This is a genomic window from Nostoc spongiaeforme FACHB-130, assembly GCF_014698475.1.
Classification (GTDB): domain Bacteria; phylum Cyanobacteriota; class Cyanobacteriia; order Cyanobacteriales; family Nostocaceae; genus Nostoc_B; species Nostoc_B spongiaeforme.
Window position 1 is genome coordinate 327,978 of record NZ_JACJTB010000002.1, and the last position, 20,996, is coordinate 348,973.

Genomic DNA, 20,996 nt, shown 5'->3' on the forward strand with positions numbered 1-20,996 from the left:
CTTCTTTGTGTCCTTTGCGTCCTTTGCGGTTCGTTAAAAATTACTGTTATTTTTGTTTATATAAATGTTGTTCTAAAATCTTCTCTGCTCTGGGTTTAAATATGAGATGAAATAAACTTTCCATATAGCGATCGCGTGCCTCATTATTTTCTGGTGCGACAAAATTCCAGAAACTAAACATTTTCGCCAGTAATAATAATTGGCTGGTATGGGATGACCAATTATACTTATTAATAATTCGCTGACTCATCCATTCTGAAACTTCTTGCCAATGGTGCGGATGATTTTCACACTCTGCTAAAAAGTGGATAATTTTAGCGGCTGTACCTTCTAAATCAGTCGGGTTAATAATAAATCCATCTTCTTGATTTTCGATAATTTCTAAAGCACCTCCAAACTGAGTTGCAAAAGTTGGCAATCCAGAAATCATCGCTTCTAAAATGCTTCTGCCAAAAGATTCAAACCGGGCAAAATGTACATAAATTCCTTGGCGATCGGCAATCACTCGGTAAGCTTCGCCAATATCTCCACCAGTCAGACGCATTCCCAACCAGCGAATCTGGTTGTGGAGATGATACTGATCAATAATGTCATATAGTCTTTGAATTTCTTGCGCTTCTTCAGCATTAGGAGCATCTGACGGCTGTAATTTACTTGTTAATAAAATTAAATTGCATCGCTTTTGTAATTCCTGACTTTGACCAAAGCATTCTGCCAAGCCAGTCAGATTTTTAATTGATGATATTGGAGCTACAGCAAATATAGGTCGTTTATTAGGTTCATCTAAAATGCCTATAATTTGGGAATCTTGGCGGTGAAATATTAACTCTGCAACTTCTTGGCTTTGATGAAAATCACGGGTTGTTTTTTGAGTGTAAGGAAAGAATATTTTGTGATTCACCCCTGGCGGTACTAAGTTAAATTTTGGGCTAAATAAATCAATTCCATCTACTACATGATATAGCTGCGGCATCGTGAAAAATTTATAAGATTCATACTGTCCCATTCCATCGGGTGTACCAACAATTTCTTGATAGGAAGAAGTAATAATAAAATCCGCAGCATTCATGCTGATTAAATCAGCAGTGAACTGAGCCGAAAAATGATATTTATCTTCTAATTTATCCCAATATAAATTACTAAATAGATATTTGGGTTTTTCTAAAGAATGAGCAATATTACATTGAGTAACTTTTAAACGTCGAGATAATAAAGAGGCGACTAAATTACCATCACTATAATTACCAATAATTAAATTGAGACGACCTTTAAACAAAGCTAGGAGTTCTTTTTCAGCATCGTTAGTAAAGCTTTCTAAGTAAGGCCAAATTTCAAATTTAGAAATCCAATTATTAGTGATATCTGGATTAAATTCCTCAAAAGGAACACGCAAAATCCAAGCATTTTCTGTATCTTCGACTTTTTCTAACCTGAGTCCACAGGATGTCCCTTCACAGTTAGGAATCAGTCGCGTCAAAATGATGATATGGGGTTGAATACCTAAAACATCAAGTCCCGCGAGAGTGATTTCTTCGCGGAGTTTGTTTTCTAAACTGCGTGCTTGTTCCAGAACATAAGCGACTTGACCCAAGGTTTCATCGCGTCCCATGACATCTTGTTGTCCTACCCAGCCATGAATGGAAATCAAGACGACGCGAAAAACCGCCGGAACCCGCGCTACAAATGCTTCTAATAGGGGAGGTTGGGGGGAATCAAGTAACCTATCAAGTAATGACAGAGTTTCTCTAACCCGCGCTGCTGTGTTTCCCCATCCTGGTGCTAAACCAAGGTCTTGGAGGTGAGAGTAAAATTTTTCGTAGGGTTCGTTAGCTGGTTTGTCACTAAGAAAATTGATTGCTTCCTTGATTTGTTTGGCGAATTGATTACCAGAACGAATGCGATCGCCAATTAACAAGCGTGTACCATCATACTGCACTCGCCGCAATGCTTGAAACACTACCTCTAACCAATGTTGCGGATCATTCAATAATTGATTACACAAGTAATGGTTGAGAAAAGCTAAACCTTGACCAATATTTCTGGGGTCATCGACGGAAGGGGAATCTGCGTAAAATGGTGCAAGGTCAATTTCCAGGATATGGGGTTGGTAGCGATTCACCAAGCGATCGCACACATCTAAAAACGCCTGTGGTGTCATCAACTCCCACTGATTCAAGTCAGCACTCAACCGCCAGACTTCTTGATTAGCAATTTTAGGACGTACCACAAACCAAATATGATCTTCTGACAAAACTATTTCATGGGTATATTGAATAAGTTTGCCAACAGAAGAAGAGTAGTAAAAATAAGCAGGTTTTTGGGAGTTATGGCAATATTCTGCAAATATTTGCAGAATTTCATTTCTCAGGAAATATTGTTTACCTGATACAGTTAATGAAGATATCAATTGTAGTAAAACAGCTTTTTCATCACTGTTTGATACAGCTTGCAGCAATTCATTCATAACTAATTACGCCACTTTAATAGGTTACGACCTCATTTTTTCTCCTCAACAATAGTGATTTTCTCTATAGGCTGTTAGAGGTACATTACCGTGATTACCATTTTTATGGTAAATCAGTCTTTCTAGCTCTGGCTTCTAGCTATGGTATGAATTATGCAGAAATTTTGATTTGGTAATGTATTAATTATCTTCAAACTAACAAGTCCTTGTTACTTTAGCTAGCTTTTTATGCCCTAGTACTAATTTTTTTAGATAATGCCATTTTGGCTAGATAAAATCCAAAACAAGATTATTATATTTGTTAGCAAATTAATCTAAATCTAATCTTTTAAATATATTAATTGCCATTAATTGTTAATCAATTTTTATGAAATTACCATACAAATTTATGCCACAAACCACAGAATCTTCGGTTGTTAGTCCTGAAGAATTTATAGATGCCAGTACTGAAGCAGCTTTATTGTTTGGTGGTACAGCAACATCTGTAAAAGTTGTTGATGAAGAGTCTGCTGCTGTAGCAGAAAGCAAATTAGTTGATGCTGATACATCATTAAGACTACAAACGGCTACTGTCCAAAATGATAGATGGTCAACATCGTTGCAGACATTGATTGACCAACCGCCTTCATATTTTCCTTATCAACTTATTGCAGGTGGAATTGCATTTTGTATAGCTATTATTACTTGGGCAAATTTGGGACAAATTGAAGAAGTTGGTAAAGCTAGAGGGAGATTAATTCCTTTAGGAGAGGTATATAAAGTTCATCCTGTAATTTTTGGTAAGGTTGCTCGTGTTTATATTCAAGAAGGGCAAACAGTTAAAGCTGGTGAAGTCATAGCGCAACTAGATCAAGAAATTGCCTTGAATGAATTAGATAGATTAAAGCAAGAATTAACGGCTTACCAAACTCAAGTTCTGCAAACACAAGGCTTGATTGATAAAACTCGTTTAGAGACTAAAACGCGGATAGCAATTAATCAAGCAGAAATTCAAGGACAAAAAGCGACGATCGCTCAAGCAATCTCCAAAATTCAAAGTCAAAAAGTAGCGATCGCTCAAGGTGAAGAAAGGGCAAAAATCAGTCAAGAACTGCTCGATCAATTGAATAAAGATGCGACAGCCCAAAAAGAACGATTGCAAAGATTAACAGCATTAGTAGAACAAGGGGCGCTTTCCCAAGAACAACTGTTTCAAGCTCAACAAAATTTGAGCGATCGCCAGCGTACCATCACCCAACAAAGTGGTGATATCAAACAAACTCTAGCAGAATCCCAACGAGAGCAAATGGCTTTGCAACAAGTTTTATCAGAGTCACAGCGATTGCAAGCTGAGTTAACCCAAAAGCAAGCCGAAGGTAACACAGTAGAGTTACAGTCTGAACAAGCAATTCAAAAATTGCAAGTCCAAAAAACTCAACTGCAAGCTCAAGTTCAACAGACTGCAAAACTCATCCTAGAGGCGAAAACTAAGTTAAAACAACTTGCTCTCACAGCTCCTGTTGATGGCACAGTTTTATCACTCAATGTCCGCAACAGTGGAGAAGTAGTTCAATCAGGGCAAACAATAGCTGAATTAGCACCTGAAAATGCGCCCCTGATTCTGGAAGCTACTTTACCTACAAAAGAAGCAGGCTTTGTTAAAGTTGGAAACGAAGTCAAAATTAAATTTGATGCCTATCCTTATCAGGACTATAGTATTATCCCTGGCAAGGTAATATCAATTTCACCAAATAGCAAAGTTAATGAACAACTTGGTGCAGTCTATCGGTTAGAAATTGCGCTGGATCGCAACTACGTCAAAGCTAATCATCAAACAATTAAATTTCAGGCTGGACAGACAGCTACTGCTGAAATTATCATTCGTCGCCGACGCATTATAGACATTTTGCTTGAACCACTGAAAGAACTGCAAGCAGGCGGAAGCACTTTGTAATGATAATTCTTGTAAGATGGGCATCTACTTTAATTTGACTCCAATGGCAAGATGCTCATCCCATAAAACTAACAAAATTATCATGTAAATGGGTAACACACCAAAAATTTAAATGCTAGAAATATAAAATATTTTTTTTATATGATTGAATTTAAAGGGAAATTCATTTCTCCTAAAGAAGTTATTACATATCTCAAAAATAATCTGCAAATCCGAGAATTATGTAATCGCATCTTATGTCAAAAAATTATTAATAAAGCTGCTGAAGAAAAAAATGTCCAAGTAAGCCCAGAAGAAATTCAAATAGAAGCTGAGAGACTACGTTATGAAAAACGTTTAGTTAAAGCTAGTGAAACTATAGCATGGTTAGCCGATAATCTGATTTCCTCTGAAGATTGGGAAGCAGGAATTCGTGATAGCCTTTTGCAGAAAAAATTAGCTGAACATTTATTTGGTCAACAAGTAGAAAAATATTTTTGGGAAAATAAACTTAATTACGATCAGGTTTTACTTTATCAAATAGTTTTACCCTCTCAAAACTTAGCCCAAGAGATTTACTATCAAATCGAAGAAAGTGAAATCAGCTTTTATGAAGCTGCTCACATTTATGATGTTGATCAAACACGCAGAAATCGCTGTGGTTATGAGGGCAAATTTTACCGTTGGAGTTTTGAGCCAGATGTAGCCGCAGTCATATTTAACGCCCAACCAAAAGAATTACTTGGCCCGATCGCAATCAAGCAAAATAGTTATATTTTTATGGTAGAAGATTTCATATCTGCTGAATTAACCCCTGAAAAACATCAAGAAATTATCAATAAAATGTTTCAGGAATGGTTGGCATCAGAGTTAAATTATCTGCTGTATGCCTAAGACATTAAAGGAGATAGCGATCACCATCTCCTCTAATGCAGAAAAAAGATTAATTTAATACTTAAATACTAATGTTTTTCTGATAAACAAGCTTCGCTACTTTTTTGCCGCTTCCTTTTTAATCCAAGGCTAATTGCACCCCACCCAAAAATTAGCGCAGGTAACATAGAAGGTGTAGGCACTGCAACTTTAGATTGAGTTGAATTGTATGCTACTAAAGCCACCGTAGTTTTATCCTGAAAATAATGGTTTAAATAACCGTTAAAAGCTGTTGTTGTAAATTCTTGTTCTCCAGCAATATTAGACATAGTAAATGCACCAAATTTGACATTCTTGCTGTTTTGATATGTCAGACTATCATTGCCTGCTGTTGTTAAGCTTCCGCCAACTTGGAAATAATCTAAGACATTGTTATTAGCAAGATTAATTAATGCAAAACCTAAATTTCCACTAGCACTTGCACTCTCCTGCTGTGGATTATCTGTAAAAGTTGCTAGATTTAAATCGCCTGTGAAATTAAAAGAAAAATGGGTATTGTTATTTACATCAAAAATACCTTGTATTGTAGATTTGCTTGTTCCTATCCCTAAGTAACCATTGTTTTCACCAAAAGCTTGACTGGACGTTAAACTATATCCTAATGGTGGGGTAGTTCCTAGATAAGCGATCGCATCAGCATTAGTAGCTACATTACCCCCATTAAAAATTGATGTAGCGTTAGTGTCGGTATTAGTAAAAGTGCTTGTAGGGCTTTGACTAATGTTGGTAAACAATAACCTTCCTTGAGACAAAGCAATAGTAGCAGCTTGGCTAGGTGAAGTTAATAAAATTGAACTAGCTAACCAAGATGTAGTAAGTAATAAAAAGCGGTGTGTGAATTCCAAATATTTCTGCATACAATCCTCAATGAAGCTGGTAGAGCGATCGCACAACCTAAAAACCTAATATTCAGGTTTAAAAAATGCGACAAATATATCGGCAGTATTATTTTGAAATAGAAAACCACTGATAACTCTTAAATCTTGAGTTTTCAGTGGTTTCCGATTAGCAATCTACTATCATCAATTTTGATGATGTAAGATAGTTTGTAGTAAGTGCTATCCTTAGAAAAGACGCTAAAAGTCTATAATGCTTTAACACTTACTACAAAACTATTTTAAACAAGCAGTTTTTGGCTGATAACCTAATAAGTTAGCGAATGCCGTTGATTACAGCAGCAGAAGTACTACTAGCGAAGGAGCCTCCTAAGTAATCAGGTACAGCTACTGTGTCAGCCTTGGCGTAAGAGTAGGTAGGGAAGAAAGTGAAATTGCGAGCTTGAGCCTTAGCACCAGCAGCAGCAGAGTTGTTGCCAACATTCTCAGGATCGTTAATAGTAGTGGTGAAGGTATTTGTGGTATCAAAATTGATACTAACAAAATCATTTTGGTAGTAAGTATAGGGAGGTAATAAACCACCTTGAACGTTAGAAACTTCAACAACTTCTAAAATTTCTAAATCAGAAATAATCATTGTGTTCTCCTGGGAATGAATTTGGAATTAATTCTTGGGAATTTTTGCTGCAACCAACTTTTGTTTGGTCACATTAATTAAGATAAAGCATTTTTAATTAGAGTCAATATGTTTAGACTAAATTAATGCCATTTTGGCTGCAAAATAATTAGCTAAATATTGAAGTTATGATTTTCCTTGATTCAACTTATTCATAAAGTTAACGACGAAATAGTATTGCCAAAATGGCAATACTATTTAAGCAAAAATCGCTATTATATCTTGCTAGTAAACTTGTATACATTGCAGTCATGAATAATAGAAATATGAATATATAAATCAGATTGATAAACAAAAAATCATTCATAGTAATTAGTGAAAATCAATAATCAAAATTGCTTTAAAAAATTAATTGCTATTAATGGCATCTTAGAGGATGTTCGGAAAGTTTTGAAAGATACTAAAAACCCCTCTCCAAACCTCTCCCCTACAAGGAGGAGCCACTGCTTTGGGCGGCTTTGCCGACTTGTAGCAAGTGGCGTTAGAGGCTTTGAAATCCCCCCATTACCTTGTAGGAAATGGGCGGCTCACGAGGTTAGGTTTTAAAATTTTGTTGTTAACAATAATACTTTTCAAACAATATCTCAGAAGCATGGTTTTTAGTCCACTGCTTCTATATATAAGAACTATGAATTTTAAGTATTGAAGAAGATTCTTTTAAAAAAATATGAAACAAGTATTAGGAACTGAAGAATATAACCTTTCAGTACAGCCTCGCAACGATCGCCAACTGTTATCGGATATTCTTTTGAGTTGGTTATTTAACAATGAAAAGTTAGTGCGTAACTTGTCACCAGCTTTTGAAATCCGGGATTTTAACCTCGGAGATGAGCTTGTTGATCAAGCCGAAAATTCTCCAGGTTGTTACATCATTTGCCAAGGCCAAGTGCGGCTAGTCAGTTGGAATGCAACCTTACAAAAAGAAGTAGCAACTTCATTATTAGGAGTGGGAGAAACTTACGGTGCAGATGAACTGTTTACCGATGAACCTTTAGCTTATCGTGCGATCGCAGCTAGTGCAGGTACGCTGGCTTTTATCCCCACAGCCAACCTCAAACAGTGGTGCGATCGCTTACCGCAATTGCGAGACTACCTGAGTCATATAACAGCGATTCGGCAAACTCTGCTATTTTTCAAAACGACTGTTGATGTACCGCAGATCAAACTTTCCAGTCATACCCTCAAAGAATTTGTACCTTACTTAGAGCAAATAAAAATCAGTGCTGGTTCAGTACTGTCTCAATCAACTCCCAATGAAGATGGACGTTTTTGGCTGCGTAGTGGCGAAATTCACAGTCTAGAAAATCCCTCAGCACCATTTCCTAGTATTGGTAACAGTTGGGGATATCCTGAGCCAATACCAGCTGATTGGATTGCTAAAACTGATTTAGTAATTTATAAACTAGCGATCGCACAATGGGAAAAAGCTAAAGCCACTGCGCCGCAATTATTAGGTGTATCTTCCCAACAGATAATCGCAGACAAAGCAACAGCCACTCGTCAACGCCACAAAAATTCTGTCGCTACTACACCCACCACCAATCTGCAACAGCCATCTGCAAAAGCCCAGTCTAATCTCATAACCTTTCCCCTACCCAGTAAACAACGCCGTCCCTTGTTTGGTCAGCGTTACCCATTCATTCAGCAACAAAGTACGGCTGATTGCGGCCCAGCTTGCTTGGCGATGATCTCCCGTTACTGGGGGAAAAAATTTAATATCAATATTCTCCGAAATATCTCAAATGTTGGTCGTGGTGGAGCCTCCCTCAAAAGTTTAGCAACCGCCGCAGAAACTATAGGTTTTCAAGCTCGGCCAGTACGAGCCAGTCTCAACCGGATAGCCAATCAAAAACATCCTTGGATTGCCCACTGGCAAGGCGACCATTATATAGTTGTTTACCGAGTGCGGAAAAATTGCGTTATTGTTTCTGACCCTGCTATTGGGCGTAAAAAGCTAAATATCAAAGATTTTCAAGCTGGCTGGACTGGATACGCACTCTTACTAACCCCTACACCTCAATTCCAAGCTGTACAATCTACCAAACCATCATTAGGGCGATTTTGGAGCGCATTTTTACCTTACCGTTCACTGCTGCTGCCCATTATCGTTGCTTCTTTGCTGCTGCAAATTTTTGGTTTGGTGACTCCCCTGTTAACTCAAGTGATTCTTGACCAGGTGGTGGTACATAAAAGTCTCAGCACCTTACATGTTTTTATCATCGGTTCGTTGGTATTTAGTCTCTGGCGCATTGGTTTGGGAAGTATTCGCCAATATATGCTGGACTATTTCTCCAACCGAGTAGACTTGAGTTTAATTACTGGCTTTATTACTCATACCCTGAATTTACCGCTTCAGTTTTTTGCTACCCGCCATGTCGGCGATATTATCACCCGCGTTCAAGAAAACCAAAAAATTCAGGTGTTTCTGACGCGACAAGCAGTTGCAGCTTGGCTAGATGCACTAACAGCAGTTGTCTATGTCGGACTCATGGCATATTACAACTTGCAATTAACTTTTTTAGTACTGGCACTATTACCACCAATTATTTTGTTGACAGTAATTGCCAGTCCGATTTTACGTCAAGTATCGCGGGAAATTTTTAATGAAGCTGCCAAGCAAAACTCCTCACTGGTAGAAATGCTTACAGGAGTCGCCACAGTCAAAGCCGCCGCCGCCGAACGTGAATTGCGCTGGCGCTGGGAAGACCACTTTACAAGTACAGTCAATGCTAAATTTCGCGGTCAGAAATTAGCGATTACTTTACAAGTAATTAGCGGATTAATTAATACCTTGGGCAGTACAGCATTACTGTGGTATTCAGCAACCTTAGTAATTCAAGACCAACTCAGCATAGGTCAATTAGTCGCTTTCAATATGCTGATTGGTAATGTAATTGGCCCTGTGTTATCACTAGTGAATCTTTGGGATGAATTTCAAGAAGTGCTAGTTTCCGTAGAGCGGTTAGATGATATTTTTAGCACTCAACCAGAAGAAACTGCGGAAAAATCCATGTTGGTTCTACCGAACCTCCGAGGAGAAGTAAGATTTGAAAATGTGACTTTTCGTTATAGTGCAGATGACGATCGCAATATCCTGCAAAATATTTCTTTAGCAGCAAACCCTGGTCAAACTGTTGCCATTGTTGGTCGTAGCGGTTCTGGCAAGAGTTCATTGGTCAATCTATTGCAGGGATTATATTATCCCACTAGTGGCAAAATTTTAGTAGATGGGCATGATATCAGTCATGTTTCCCCTCAATCTTTGCGTCGCCAATTGGGTGTTGTACCCCAAGAGTGCTTTTTATTTTCTGGGACGATTCTCGAAAATATCACCTTATATCGTCCAGAGTATACTTTAGAACAGGTAATTGAAGTTAGTAAGCTGGCAGAAGCCCACGCATTTATTCAAACTTTACCACTAGGTTACAACACCAAAGTTGGCGAACGCGGTTCTAGTCTTTCTGGGGGACAACGCCAAAGAATTGCGATCGCTCGTGCTATTTTAAGTAATCCCCGCATTCTCATTTTAGATGAAGCTACCAGTTCTTTAGACACCGAATCAGAGCGACGTTTTCAACAAAATCTTCTCCGCATCAGTCATGTGAGCGAAACAGACGCTCGTACCACTTTTATTATTGCTCACCGCCTCTCAACGGTGCGTAATGCTGATCACATTATTGTGCTAGATAAAGGTATTATTACTGAGCAAGGCACTCACGAAGAACTGATGACACTTCAAGGACTTTACTATCATCTTATAAAGCAGCAAATTGATGTATAAGTAGTAGCCACCTGCTGCTGTATCATACTAATCCTTTGTCAACTCTTGGGGCTTTCTGCTAAAAAATGCCAATTTGGCTAAATATGCAACAAAATAAATAGTATTCTGTGTATTAGGTAACTATTCATTAGGCAAATTTCTGATAAAGAATCTGGATTATCTAAAGTTTATTCAGTTTTTAGAAGATGAACAAAAGCAACTTGGCTTGAAGAGATAAATTTTCTTCACTCAGCAATATTGCTGTTCAAGCAACTCATCAAACTTCAAACATCCAGCCAGAATCTAGTTATTAACTTTCAGTTTCAGTTAAGCACCACTACAGGGTTAGCCATGAACTACCAAGTACCTTCTTCTCAAAACAACTGTCATAGTTTGATTACTCCTGAACAGTTAGATCAAGTAATTGAAGCTATTACTGATGGTAGATATTCTTGGGCTTGTGTATTAATTTTGCGTTTTATTGGATATAATCCGCTTCACTTTATGCCTCAAAGAACTTACAGTCGTCTGATAAAAGAACAGAACCAATATATGACCGCAAAAAATTCAGACACTACTGTTAGTTCTTCAATTAATAAGACTGATATACCAGAAAAAACGCAGAATATAAAAAAATCAAATTCTCAGGATAAATCTGACATTAAATCAGGAAATATCCCAGGTATGAATGTACTATATTTAAAATCAAATATGTCTAATTTTTATTCATCAAAAGACGAAGATATACAAAATTAACATCTAAAAATAGCAGTTAAGAAAGATTATGCCAAATAATTACCTTGTTAAATGACACCTAGCTATGACAAAAATAGTTTTGCAGTAAATAAGCGATCGCAGCGCAAAATGGCGTATACTGTCCATTAGCATCAGCTTGTGCGTAACCTTGAACTAATTGCTGTATTTCTAACTCACTCAATTCATCAATATCTAACAGTACAGCCTCAATTGCCATCCTACGCATATTTTGTAGCTTACTAATATTCAGTGCTAACTTTTCAATAGTTGTTTGAGCCGCATCTTTTTTATCTAATTCATCCGTTGGTAAAATTTCACCAGAGGCGAGATATTTAAAAAAATCTCCACAATTTGCTTCTAAAGACGAAATCATCAGTTTTTCATCGTACCAATACTTTTTTTGATGACCACAATGTACAGGAACAGGAGGCGGTTCTTCACTTTCTCCTTGACATGAAGCGATAAGATTGGTGTATTCCAGTGCCAAATGAGGATAATATTTACGAGGCTTTAAATGTTCTATGTGGCTAGTTGCTTTAGTTATCTGCATTCCACAATAACAACAAATATAGCCTTGTTCTTTTAATAGTGCATCATGTAGGATAGGTTTTTCTGGTGATTGTAAATTATTCCAATTAGGTTCCCAATCATCATTTGCTAAAGCTTTCCACACAACAAACTTTTCTGGTTCCTCACCTTTTTTGATATACTTCATCGGTTGAGAATTTCCTTACGCCGAATGAGTACATCTGCTTTGACAAACTCTGGTTCATCTGCACCAATTTTGGCTGCTAACTGTTGACGTAATTCTCTCGCACCTATCAAATCTCCCGCATCAATTAACCGAAATAGTTCTAAAAGACTATCTTTAATATCTTGTGGACGTGCTGGAACATCCATTAAATCTTCTAAAATTTGATTGCTATCTCTACCAAAAGAACTTTCTGGTCTTTTAGCAATTACACCATTCTCAGTCTTTTCTAAAATATAAATTCCTTCAGGCTTAACATGACTAACTACTTGCGGCGAATGAGTAGTGACAATAAACTGACAATTAGGAAAAGTTCGTGTCAAAGCTGGAATAATTTCACGCTGCCATTTAGGATGTAAATGTAATTCAATTTCATCAATTAAAACAACCCCACTACCTTGAAGTGGATCTGATAAACCTGGGTTAGCAATTGCTAAACGTCTAGCTAAATCTCCCACCATTGCAAGTAAACATTTCTCTCCATCAGATAATTGATTAATAATTAACTCTTCCCTATCTTTTGTTACAGTCATTCGTAGAGGAGAACGACGTACCCGCAAATTAGAAAAATTAGGCAGTAATAAAGATATAGCTTTTCTTACGGCTTCTAATTGAATATCTCGATAAATGCGATTGTCTCTTAGTAATTCACTTTCTAAATCTTCTCTATTCCTAAACCACTGAAAAAAACTATTGAAATCTATTTTTTCATCCATTACTGAAGATTTATAAGCATCTATTTGTTGAAAATTTGTCTGATTGGGTATTTTTAAATTGATATCAATAACTGCACGATTTACAGGGTAGTGAACTATTAAAGGTATATTATATTGAGGTTCATTTTGCCAATGCCTCCAGATTGCGTTCGCAGCCGCACGTATTTTTTCATATCCTGATTCTTGAGATATGCTATTCCGCATTCGAGATATTTGCCAATCTTCTTCACCTCCATCCCATAAAACCGAAATATACAGTCGAGTAAAATCTGCATTATTATAAATATCTGATTCATTAAATACTTTTATTTTTTCTTTGATAGAGACTCCTCCAATCCAGTCTATAAAACGGGACATTAATAAGGAAATAGCATCAACAATACTTGATTTACCAACACCATTAATACCAATCAATACCGTAGGCTCAAGTTCATCAAAATCTAATGTCAAATCGCCAATTCCTCGAAATGACTCCATTTTTAGGCGCTTGACTCTCATAGCTCTTACCAAAATTAACTTAATTGATTTGGTGGGTATTACCCACCTTTAGTTTAATACCTTCTCGCCTTTGCGTCTTATCGCGAAAATTTACCTAACTTAACTAAGCACTTTTAATCGGAATAACACCCTGATCAAAAACACGATTATCAGTCCCAATAGCCTTAACTTCGATTCTATTGGGATACACTTCATAAGCTGCAAAACTCAAACTAGAAGCCGAATATGCTGTCCATTCAGAACGACCAACAGGGCGAGTTCCCGCACCACCACCAGTAATTAAATAAGTTGTGCCATTGATAGATTTAGTCCGTTCATAGTGATGTTCATGACCATTAATATAAAGTTGCACACCATATTTTTGAAACAAAGGTGTAAAAACTTTAATAAACTCTGGGTTATTACCATAAACACCAGAAGCGTAAACTGGATGATGACCAAATACAACTTTCCAAGGTGCATCACTGCGACTTAATTCTTGTTCTAACCAAGGTAATTGTTTTTTCCAATCAGCATTACCGTTAGTATCTAAAGCAAAAAATTGCACCTGATTACGGCGAAATGTATAGTAACGTTTTCCCTGCATATTAAAGCCAGGGTATTTAAGTTGCGGTTCACCGTTAGCTGTCCGAATATCGTGATTACCTAAACAAGCGTAAAATTTAACACTTTTTTTGAGTAATGGTTGATAAGGACGTTCAAAAACTGCATTGATTTTTTCGATTTCGCCATTGTTATAAATATTATCGCCAGCTAAAACCACTAAGTTATACGGGTTTTGTTTGTGATAAAAATTCATAGCTTCAGCTACAGCATATTGTCCTTTGGCACCAGTTCCGGTATCTGCCACAGACACAAAACGCAAGAGTAAATCTTTTTTGGCGGGTTTAGCTGCTATGGCGACAAAATCATCGGAAGAATTATTGTGATGAGTTAAAGCCCAACCAATAATTCCTGTACCAACTGCTCCCAAGCTACTTAAAGATAAAAATTGACGGCGTTTCAGTTTCATAATTTATGAAGTATGAAGTATGAATGCTTTATTCAGGCATCAATATTGTTATATAGCAAAGTTCTAAGTACTGAGTGCTGAGTAGGAACTCCATCAGTATTTTCCAGCTTGTAACCTATCACCTGTAACCTATCACCTGCTATATATTGTTTGTCTTTGATTCGTTGCTTTTGGTGAAAGTTCCATGTCACGAGACAACCGAAATTCACAACCTCCGCCCCAAGAACCTTATTCTAGAAAACCGCCAATTTGGAAGGCGGCTATTATCGGAGTGTTGCGGGGGACAATTGGGGTTTTAGAAACAGCCGTGGTGAAATTAGAGGCTGAGTCATCTACAACCAATCCAACTTGGCAGCAGTTTCAGTTAGTCTGGAGTGGTTTATTAGCTAAAATTCGCTCTTTATTACCAGCAAGTTTCTCTAGGAAGTTGTCAGACACAACTTTGACAGGAATTATTGCTGGAATTACTTTAGTTTTGGTGATTGGGACAACTTCTAGCTTATTTTCGAGTAAACCTACGGAAATTGCTACCATTCCGCCTGTTGAGGAAGTTCCTGTACCTACGCCTGCACCAACTATTCCGCCTGAGTCTACAACATCAGAACCTCAGCCGCCAGTAGAAGTTACGCCAACACCGGAACCGGAAGTTACACCTACACCAACACCGGAACCAGAAGCAGAAGTTACGCCAATACCAGAACCGGAGGTTACACCAACACCGGAACCAGAACCGAAACCCGCAGTAGAATTAACCCCAGAACAAATTTTGATTGCAGCGATTGAAAATCAAGTAGCAGAAATTAGCGATCGCTTTGCCTCTGGTCTGATAAAGTCAATTCAAGCCAATTTTCGCACTAGCAATCTCATTATTAAAATTAATGATGATTGGTACTCTCTTAAAGAATCTCAACAAAACAAACTTGCATCAGAAATATTACAGCGTTCTCAAGAATTAAATTTTAGTCATTTAGAAATTTTCGACTCTCAAGATAGATTAGTCGCCCGTAACCCCATTGTCGGTAACGAGATGATTATTTTTAAACGCCGCACCGCAAATTCTACTATTTCAATTCCTGGCTGACGTTCATTGTATATTTAAACTCTTTATATTATGAATGTTATACCTCGTTTGCTAGAGGATTGGCGATCGCTTATAAAATAAGATAGTTAATAAATTCTTTGCAATTGGCTTAAACGCCAATCGATTTAATAAATAAATTCAAAATTATTCTTAAAGGGAGCATGAAACTATGGATATGCAAGTCCTGAGAGAACGTGCTGGACTTAGCCGTGCAGAGGTGGCCTTCAGGCTTGCAATTAGTGAAACCAGTGTACGTAACTGGGAAGCTGGGCGCACGGAACCTACAATGACACCCAAAAAATATCTAGAGGCTATACGTCTATTTGGATGTACACCAGAAGAATTAGCCTCCGCCAGTGAAAAATCCATCAATCAACGCCATAAACGTAAACCCGGTAGACCAAAGCGTTTTCCTGAAAATTCAGTAGCGCCAGTCCCAGATACACCTGTTTGTAGTTAACTTTTTGCAGAATTCAAAATACAGAATCCAGCAGTCAGAATTAATTAACTTAATATCTAGCAGACTCCTGATTTATTCTGAATTCTGACTCCTTCCTTCCTGAATTCTTACTCTAACGGTGGTAATGGTTTTGTTACCACCACTTTTCGCTTTGGAATATTGATTTCAGTCACGAAATTTTTTGCATCTGAGGTGTAAAAAACAAGGAAAGTGGCTTCATTAGGTTGATGGGTTCCTAATACTTGGTCTACTTGGCGGATAACTTCAGTATAATTTTTGCCAGCAAAATCAGAAACAGCTATAGTTTTGCGATCGCTTGCTGTCAGTCGTTTGTCACCATCGCTGTCAGCCGTTACCACTTCATACCAAATTCCTTGCACCTTTTTGATAACATTTTCAGGAGGTGTTGATAAGCCTAATGTTTGATAGCGTACAAACAACGAGTTATTATTGGGAATTAACTTCCAAGCTGATTGATCACTGGTATTAAAAAATAAAAAATTCCGAATGCTGGCAGCTTCTTTTTCATAGTAAGACTGACGATAATTTTGTTGGGAACTGATCGTGGACATCAGGTACGGTGTACCTTTAATCACTTCAAATGAATTCAAGCTAAATTGCACTTTAACATCAGAATCAGTTTCTAGATTAACTATGTCACCAACATGACGTTCTCGAAATAATTCTTGATAAATTCGATAAGCTGCATAGCCTAATATCGAGAAAGTCATCAAACCACAAAGTACAATAATTATTGCTCGAATCGTAGTCAAAAAATTCGGAAATCGAAATCTACTCATGTTCTGGATTAGGTTGAGTAACAACGAGACATAGCCGTAATTGTGACAATTTATGTATATACTAAATAAACATTATTGAGTATTGAATTCAGTAGATTTACTAATATTTCAAAAACTCATCTCCAACTAGTGCGATCGCTCACCGTATTTGCTACGGCAGCGCGATAAGATTCTAAAACAACCGTCGTAACTAAAGGTTTAAATGGCAGAAACATTATTTTTCAACGCTCTGCGGGAAGCCATTGATGAAGAAATGGCGCGTGATTCCAGTGTATTTGTTCTGGGTGAAGACGTAGGACACTATGGCGGTTCCTATAAAGTCACCAAAGACTTGTACAAAAAGTATGGTGACTTGAGGGTTTTAGACACTCCCATCGCCGAAAATAGCTTTACTGGTATAGCAGTCGGGGCGGCCATGACTGGGTTGCGACCGATTATTGAAGGTATGAATATGGGCTTTCTGCTCTTGGCCTTCAACCAAATCTCCAATAACGCCGGGATGTTACGCTATACCTCCGGTGGTAACTTTAAAATTCCAATGGTGATTCGCGGCCCCGGTGGTGTAGGTAGACAATTAGGCGCAGAACACTCCCAACGCCTAGAAGCTTACTTTCAAGCCGTACCAGGGTTAAAAATTGTGGCTTGTTCCACACCCTACAACGCTAAAGGCTTACTCAAATCCGCCATCCGCGACGATAACCCCGTACTGTTCTTTGAGCATGTACTGTTGTATAACTTAAAAGAAAATTTACCAGAAGAAGAATACCTCCTGCCCTTAGATAAAGCCGAGGTAGTGCGTCAAGGCAAAGATGTCACAATTCTGACTTACTCCCGGATGCGTCATCATGTGATGCAAGCGGTGAAGCCTTTAGAAAAACAAGGTTACGACCCCGAAGTTATTGATTTAATATCACTCAAACCCTTGGATTTTGATACCATCGGTGCATCTATCCGCAAAACCCACCGCGTAATTGTTGTGGAAGAATGTATGCGGACTGGCGGTATCGGTGCAGAACTAACTGCTTCCATTAACGATCGCCTTTTTGACGAATTAGATGCACCAGTACTGCGTCTATCTTCCCAAGATATTCCCACACCATACAACGGCGCTCTAGAGCGTCTTACCATCGTCCAGCCAGAACAAATCGTCGAAGCTGTACAGAAAATGGTCGCTATGCGTGTTTAGGGAATAGGGAGTAGAAAGGCAAAAGTCAAAAGAAATATAGTCTTTTACCTTTTTACTTTTGACTTTTGACTTGATTGATACCTACTCCCCACTCACCACTCCCTACTCCCCATCATTCATAACTCAATCAAAGAACGCTATTATAGCGTTTGTCAGTTGCGAGTTATGGTATGCAAAGACAGCAGTCACTATTAGCTTTAATATTAGTTTTGGTAATCGCTGCGATCGCAGTAATTGCCACAATTCCTATACCTCTGGGGCTGGATTTACGCGGCGGTTCCCAGCTTACAATTCAAGTCAAACCCGCACCAGGGATGAAGGAAATCACCGAACGCGAATTAGCAGGCGTTCAAAAAGTCGTAGAAGGAAGAATTAACGGCCTTGGTGTTTCCGAACCAGTCATTCAAACCGTAGGTGCAGATAAAATTCTTGTCCAGTTACCAGGGGTAAATGATCCCGAACAAGCAGAAAGAGTGCTAGGCGGTACAGCACAATTAGAATTTCGTAAACAAAAACCTGGAACTGAAACCCAACTTTTTGCCTTTCAATCTTCACGTGCAGAACTGAAAGCCAAGCAGCAAGAATTACGCAACAGCACAGATAAAGCCGCAATTAACAAAAATCAAGAAGAATTACAAAAAAATAATCAAGCCATCCTGGAATTATTTGAAAGCACCGATCCTCCCCTGAATGGTAAATACCTGCAAGATGCCTACGGTGAACCGACTCAACAAGGTAACAATTGGAATGTTGCCATTCGTTTTGAGCAGAAGGGCGGTGAATTATTTGCTGACCTTACCAAAAATCTAGCAGGTACAGGCCGTAGTATTGGGATTTTCTTAGATAACGAACTGATCAGCGCCCCTGTAGTCGGGCCAGAATTTGCGGCTACCGGGATTACTGGTGGTGCAGCAGTTATTACAGGCCGCTTTACAGCCCAACAAGCCAATGATTTAGGCGTGCAACTACGTGGTGGTGCGCTACCTGTACCTGTGGAAATTGCTGAAATCCGCACCGTTGGGGCTACCTTGGGTAAAGACAGTATTGTCAGCAGTATCTATGCTGGCAGTGGTGGTCTGCTTTTAGTATTAATATTTATGATTTTGTACTATAGACTACCAGGATTAATTGCGAATATTGCGCTGATTATCTACGCTATTCTGACTTGGGCTTGCTTTGCCTTGTTAGGTGTAACTCTGACATTGCCAGGTATTGCAGGTTTTATTCTCAGTATTGGTATGGCGGTGGATGCTAACGTGCTAATTTTTGAGCGCACCAGAGAAGAACTGCAAGCAGGTAAGTCATTGTATCGCTCTGTGGAATCTGGCTTTTACCGCGCTTTTTCGAGTATCTTAGACGGCAACGTCACAACAGTGATTGCTTGTGCAGCGTTATTCTGGCTAGGTGCTGGTTTGGTGAAAGGCTTTGCGCTCACCTTGGCTTTGGGCGTAGCAGTGAGTATGTTTACTGCGATTACCTGTAGTCGTACCTTTATGTTTTTAGCAATTTCGATTCCTGCACTGCGAAAACCAGAATTTTACTGTCCGAACCTGTCAGCATCAGGAGCATCTAATAAGACTGAGGTAGCGCAATGAAACTGAGTATTAACAAATCGCGATCGCTTTGGTGGATTATCTCTTGTGCAGTGATCCTTGCTGGTATCATCTCAATGGTGATTTCTTGGCAAAATCCAAATATTCGTGCGCCGCTACGTCCCAGTTTAGATTTTGTTGGCGGTACAAGATTACAGTTTGAACGAGATTGCAGTCAACCGAAAAACTGTGAACAGCCACTTGATATCAACGTTGTTCGGGAAGTCGCCAAAGAACAAGGGCTAGGCGATAGTAGTATCCAAATTGTTGCCGATCAAGAAACCAAAAAAGAAAACGGTATCTTAATTCGGACAAAAAATTTAAATCGCGATCAGCGTACCCAGTTGCAAAATGCTCTCAGCGCCAAAGTTGGTGCTTTTGACGAGCAGAAAAACCAAATTGACACAGTTGGGCCTACCTTGGGAAGAGAGTTATTTACTTCTGGGATGATTGCTTTGGTGGTGTCCTTTGCTGGAATTATCGTCTACCTAGCTTTCCGATTTCAGTTAGATTATGCCATCTTTGCGATTATTGCTCTGTTTCACGATGTGTTGATCACAGTAGGCATATTCTCAATTTTAGGTCTGGTTTTGGGAACAGAAGTCGATAGCCTTTTCATCGTTGCTTTGCTGACAATTACTGGATTTTCAGTCAACGACACAGTGGTAATTTACGATCGCATTCGTGAAACCCTCAAAACCAATCCTAACCGCCCAATTGCCGAAATTGTCGATGATGCCGTCAATCAAACCCTAACTAGGTCAATTAACACCACCTTAACCACATTATTGACCTTATTTGCCATCTTTCTGTTTGGGGGAGAAACCCTAAAAAACTTTGCCTTAGCCTTAATTATTGGTTTCATCGCCGGAGCTTACTCCAGTATTTTTATTGCTAGTACTCTCCTAGCTTTGTGGCGAGAACGTACAGAGAAACCCAATCCAGTCACCAACAGCGAAGCATTTGACGCATCAGCAGATAGTTAGTCAATTATTAGGGATTTTAGATTAACTTACTGAAATGTTGTTTATACTGCTTCCACTTTTCTCAAACCAAGACTCAAATTCAAAAACTACCCAAAATCTCGCATTTAAAATCAAAAATTGCTAACACTATTTGCATCCACGTCCGCGTGACCTTTTCCTGCTATGGATCAATCAGAACAACCATCAATTAATGACCCATCTTTTGCTAAACAAGTTCAGAAACTACATCATCTGACAGTGTATGGCAGATGGTTATTTGTGACATTTTTATGGCTGCTGATTGCCCCTGTGAGTCTGTGGAATTTACGCTCAGAAATTGCTCTGTGGCAACAATACTTTACCTGGGTAGCAGTGCGATATGGACTCATCTATCATCCCCTGTCTACCCTGGGTTTAAGTTTTTGTATTGCTATGACCATTTCTGTTTTAGTTTGGCAAAGCCGCAATATTTTAATGGGACTACCACAGCCAGAAAAAGAACGCCTAGAAAAACAAGTTTGTCGCATCCGCCAGCAAGGGCCTAGTCATCCTCTGTGGAAGTTCATTTGTGAGTAAATCTGAGAATGGTTAAATAAAT

Annotated in this window: 17 protein-coding genes; 10 read left to right on the forward strand and 7 right to left on the reverse strand. The window is 38.6% G+C overall.

The genetic code is table 11. The annotated features are described in order from the left end of the window. Nucleotides 1-46: 46 nt before the first annotated feature. Nucleotides 47-2,464: a sucrose synthase gene (locus tag H6G74_RS03655; protein ID WP_190966354.1), complete on the reverse strand. Its 2,418-nt coding sequence runs from the start codon at nt 2,462-2,464 to the stop codon at nt 47-49. Between the two features lie 367 nt (nt 2,465-2,831). On the opposite strand from H6G74_RS03655, the gene H6G74_RS03660 reads away from it, so the two are divergent. After that, complete coding sequence (locus H6G74_RS03660; RefSeq protein ID WP_199340876.1) at nt 2,832-4,397, forward strand: HlyD family efflux transporter periplasmic adaptor subunit; 1,566 nt, start codon at nt 2,832-2,834, stop codon at nt 4,395-4,397. Nucleotides 4,398-4,538: 141 nt separating this feature from the next. After that, nucleotides 4,539-5,270 carry a peptidylprolyl isomerase gene (locus H6G74_RS03665; protein ID WP_190966355.1) on the forward strand — a complete coding sequence of 244 codons (732 nt, stop codon included), beginning with the start codon at nt 4,539-4,541 and terminating at the stop codon, nt 5,268-5,270. A gap of 68 nt (nt 5,271-5,338) precedes the next feature. Here H6G74_RS03665 and H6G74_RS03670 read toward each other — a convergent pair whose 3' ends face one another. Then, a complete protein-coding gene (locus tag H6G74_RS03670; RefSeq protein WP_190966356.1) occupies nt 5,339-6,166 on the reverse strand; it encodes a hypothetical protein in 828 nt (275 codons plus the stop codon). Between the two features lie 295 nt (nt 6,167-6,461). Then, on the reverse strand, nt 6,462-6,782 hold the full coding sequence (locus H6G74_RS03675) for a hypothetical protein (protein WP_190966357.1): 321 nt from the start codon (nt 6,780-6,782) through the stop codon (nt 6,462-6,464). Nucleotides 6,783-7,488: 706 nt separating this feature from the next. Here H6G74_RS03675 and H6G74_RS03680 point away from each other — a divergent pair. Together H6G74_RS03680 and H6G74_RS03685 are read left to right on the forward strand one after the other, a co-directional pair. Next, complete coding sequence (locus tag H6G74_RS03680; RefSeq protein ID WP_190966358.1) at nt 7,489-10,602, forward strand: ABC transporter transmembrane domain-containing protein; 3,114 nt, start codon at nt 7,489-7,491, stop codon at nt 10,600-10,602. Between the two features lie 330 nt (nt 10,603-10,932). Next, a complete protein-coding gene (locus tag H6G74_RS03685; RefSeq protein WP_190966359.1) occupies nt 10,933-11,337 on the forward strand; it encodes a HetP family heterocyst commitment protein in 405 nt (134 codons plus the stop codon). A gap of 58 nt (nt 11,338-11,395) precedes the next feature. Here H6G74_RS03685 and H6G74_RS03690 read toward each other — a convergent pair whose 3' ends face one another. The 3 genes from H6G74_RS03690 to H6G74_RS03700 form a co-directional block, all read right to left on the reverse strand. Further along, nucleotides 11,396-12,052, reverse strand: coding sequence for a retron system putative HNH endonuclease (locus H6G74_RS03690; protein ID WP_190966360.1), 657 nt, complete (start codon nt 12,050-12,052; stop codon nt 11,396-11,398). Next, a complete protein-coding gene (locus H6G74_RS03695; protein WP_190966361.1) occupies nt 12,049-13,302 on the reverse strand; it encodes an AAA family ATPase in 1,254 nt (417 codons plus the stop codon). Before H6G74_RS03695 ends, H6G74_RS03690 begins: the two co-directional genes overlap by 4 nt. Nucleotides 13,303-13,405: 103 nt before the next feature. Next, nucleotides 13,406-14,314, reverse strand: a complete 909-nt coding sequence (locus tag H6G74_RS03700) for a metallophosphoesterase family protein (RefSeq protein WP_190966362.1) — start codon at nt 14,312-14,314, stop codon at nt 13,406-13,408. Nucleotides 14,315-14,498: 184 nt separating this feature from the next. Here H6G74_RS03700 and H6G74_RS03705 point away from each other — a divergent pair, with 184 nt between their 5' ends. Together H6G74_RS03705 and H6G74_RS03710 are read left to right on the forward strand one after the other, a co-directional pair. Next, complete coding sequence (locus H6G74_RS03705) at nt 14,499-15,395, forward strand: hypothetical protein (protein WP_190966363.1); 897 nt, start codon at nt 14,499-14,501, stop codon at nt 15,393-15,395. Between the two features lie 169 nt (nt 15,396-15,564). Next, nucleotides 15,565-15,855, forward strand: coding sequence for a helix-turn-helix domain-containing protein (locus H6G74_RS03710; RefSeq protein ID WP_190966364.1), 291 nt, complete (start codon nt 15,565-15,567; stop codon nt 15,853-15,855). Between the two features lie 107 nt (nt 15,856-15,962). Here the strand turns inward: H6G74_RS03710 and H6G74_RS03715 are convergent, their stop codons facing one another. Continuing rightward, complete coding sequence (locus H6G74_RS03715; RefSeq protein WP_190966365.1) at nt 15,963-16,655, reverse strand: hypothetical protein; 693 nt, start codon at nt 16,653-16,655, stop codon at nt 15,963-15,965. 202 nt (nt 16,656-16,857) lie between these two features. Between H6G74_RS03715 and H6G74_RS03720 the strand changes: the two genes are divergently transcribed. The 4 genes from H6G74_RS03720 (at nt 16,858) to H6G74_RS03735 (ending at nt 20,974) form a co-directional block, all read left to right on the forward strand. After that, nucleotides 16,858-17,841 carry an alpha-ketoacid dehydrogenase subunit beta gene (locus H6G74_RS03720; protein WP_190966366.1) on the forward strand — a complete coding sequence of 328 codons (984 nt, stop codon included), beginning with the start codon at nt 16,858-16,860 and terminating at the stop codon, nt 17,839-17,841. Nucleotides 17,842-18,011: 170 nt separating this feature from the next. Further along, nucleotides 18,012-19,436 (forward strand): protein translocase subunit SecD, encoded by a 1,425-nt coding sequence (secD, locus tag H6G74_RS03725; RefSeq protein ID WP_190966367.1) that lies wholly within the window; start codon nt 18,012-18,014, stop codon nt 19,434-19,436. Beyond that, a complete protein-coding gene (gene secF / locus H6G74_RS03730) occupies nt 19,433-20,419 on the forward strand; it encodes a protein translocase subunit SecF (RefSeq protein ID WP_190966368.1) in 987 nt (328 codons plus the stop codon). Before secD ends, secF begins: the two co-directional genes overlap by 4 nt. Before the next feature lie 162 nt (nt 20,420-20,581). Beyond that, nucleotides 20,582-20,974: a hypothetical protein gene (locus tag H6G74_RS03735; RefSeq protein ID WP_190966369.1), complete on the forward strand. Its 393-nt coding sequence runs from the start codon at nt 20,582-20,584 to the stop codon at nt 20,972-20,974. Nucleotides 20,975-20,996: the final 22 nt, after the last annotated feature.

Excerpts from the sequence above, each read along its gene's own strand:
- H6G74_RS03655 (WP_190966354.1), bottom strand. The coding sequence starts at position 2,464 with ATGAATGAATTGCTGCAAGCTGTATCAAACAGTGATGAAAAAGCTGTT.
- H6G74_RS03660 (WP_199340876.1), top strand. The coding sequence starts at position 2,832 with ATGAAATTACCATACAAATTTATGCCACAAACCACAGAATCTTCGGTT.
- H6G74_RS03665 (WP_190966355.1), top strand. The coding sequence starts at position 4,539 with ATGATTGAATTTAAAGGGAAATTCATTTCTCCTAAAGAAGTTATTACA.
- H6G74_RS03670 (WP_190966356.1), bottom strand. The coding sequence starts at position 6,166 with ATGCAGAAATATTTGGAATTCACACACCGCTTTTTATTACTTACTACA.
- H6G74_RS03675 (WP_190966357.1), bottom strand. The coding sequence starts at position 6,782 with ATGATTATTTCTGATTTAGAAATTTTAGAAGTTGTTGAAGTTTCTAAC.
- H6G74_RS03680 (WP_190966358.1), top strand. The coding sequence starts at position 7,489 with ATGAAACAAGTATTAGGAACTGAAGAATATAACCTTTCAGTACAGCCT.
- H6G74_RS03685 (WP_190966359.1), top strand. The coding sequence starts at position 10,933 with ATGAACTACCAAGTACCTTCTTCTCAAAACAACTGTCATAGTTTGATT.
- H6G74_RS03690 (WP_190966360.1), bottom strand. The coding sequence starts at position 12,052 with ATGAAGTATATCAAAAAAGGTGAGGAACCAGAAAAGTTTGTTGTGTGG.
- H6G74_RS03695 (WP_190966361.1), bottom strand. The coding sequence starts at position 13,302 with ATGAGAGTCAAGCGCCTAAAAATGGAGTCATTTCGAGGAATTGGCGAT.
- H6G74_RS03700 (WP_190966362.1), bottom strand. The coding sequence starts at position 14,314 with ATGAAACTGAAACGCCGTCAATTTTTATCTTTAAGTAGCTTGGGAGCA.
- H6G74_RS03705 (WP_190966363.1), top strand. The coding sequence starts at position 14,499 with ATGTCACGAGACAACCGAAATTCACAACCTCCGCCCCAAGAACCTTAT.
- H6G74_RS03710 (WP_190966364.1), top strand. The coding sequence starts at position 15,565 with ATGGATATGCAAGTCCTGAGAGAACGTGCTGGACTTAGCCGTGCAGAG.
- H6G74_RS03715 (WP_190966365.1), bottom strand. The coding sequence starts at position 16,655 with ATGAGTAGATTTCGATTTCCGAATTTTTTGACTACGATTCGAGCAATA.
- H6G74_RS03720 (WP_190966366.1), top strand. The coding sequence starts at position 16,858 with ATGGCAGAAACATTATTTTTCAACGCTCTGCGGGAAGCCATTGATGAA.
- secD (WP_190966367.1), top strand. The coding sequence starts at position 18,012 with ATGCAAAGACAGCAGTCACTATTAGCTTTAATATTAGTTTTGGTAATC.
- secF (WP_190966368.1), top strand. The coding sequence starts at position 19,433 with ATGAAACTGAGTATTAACAAATCGCGATCGCTTTGGTGGATTATCTCT.
- H6G74_RS03735 (WP_190966369.1), top strand. The coding sequence starts at position 20,582 with ATGGATCAATCAGAACAACCATCAATTAATGACCCATCTTTTGCTAAA.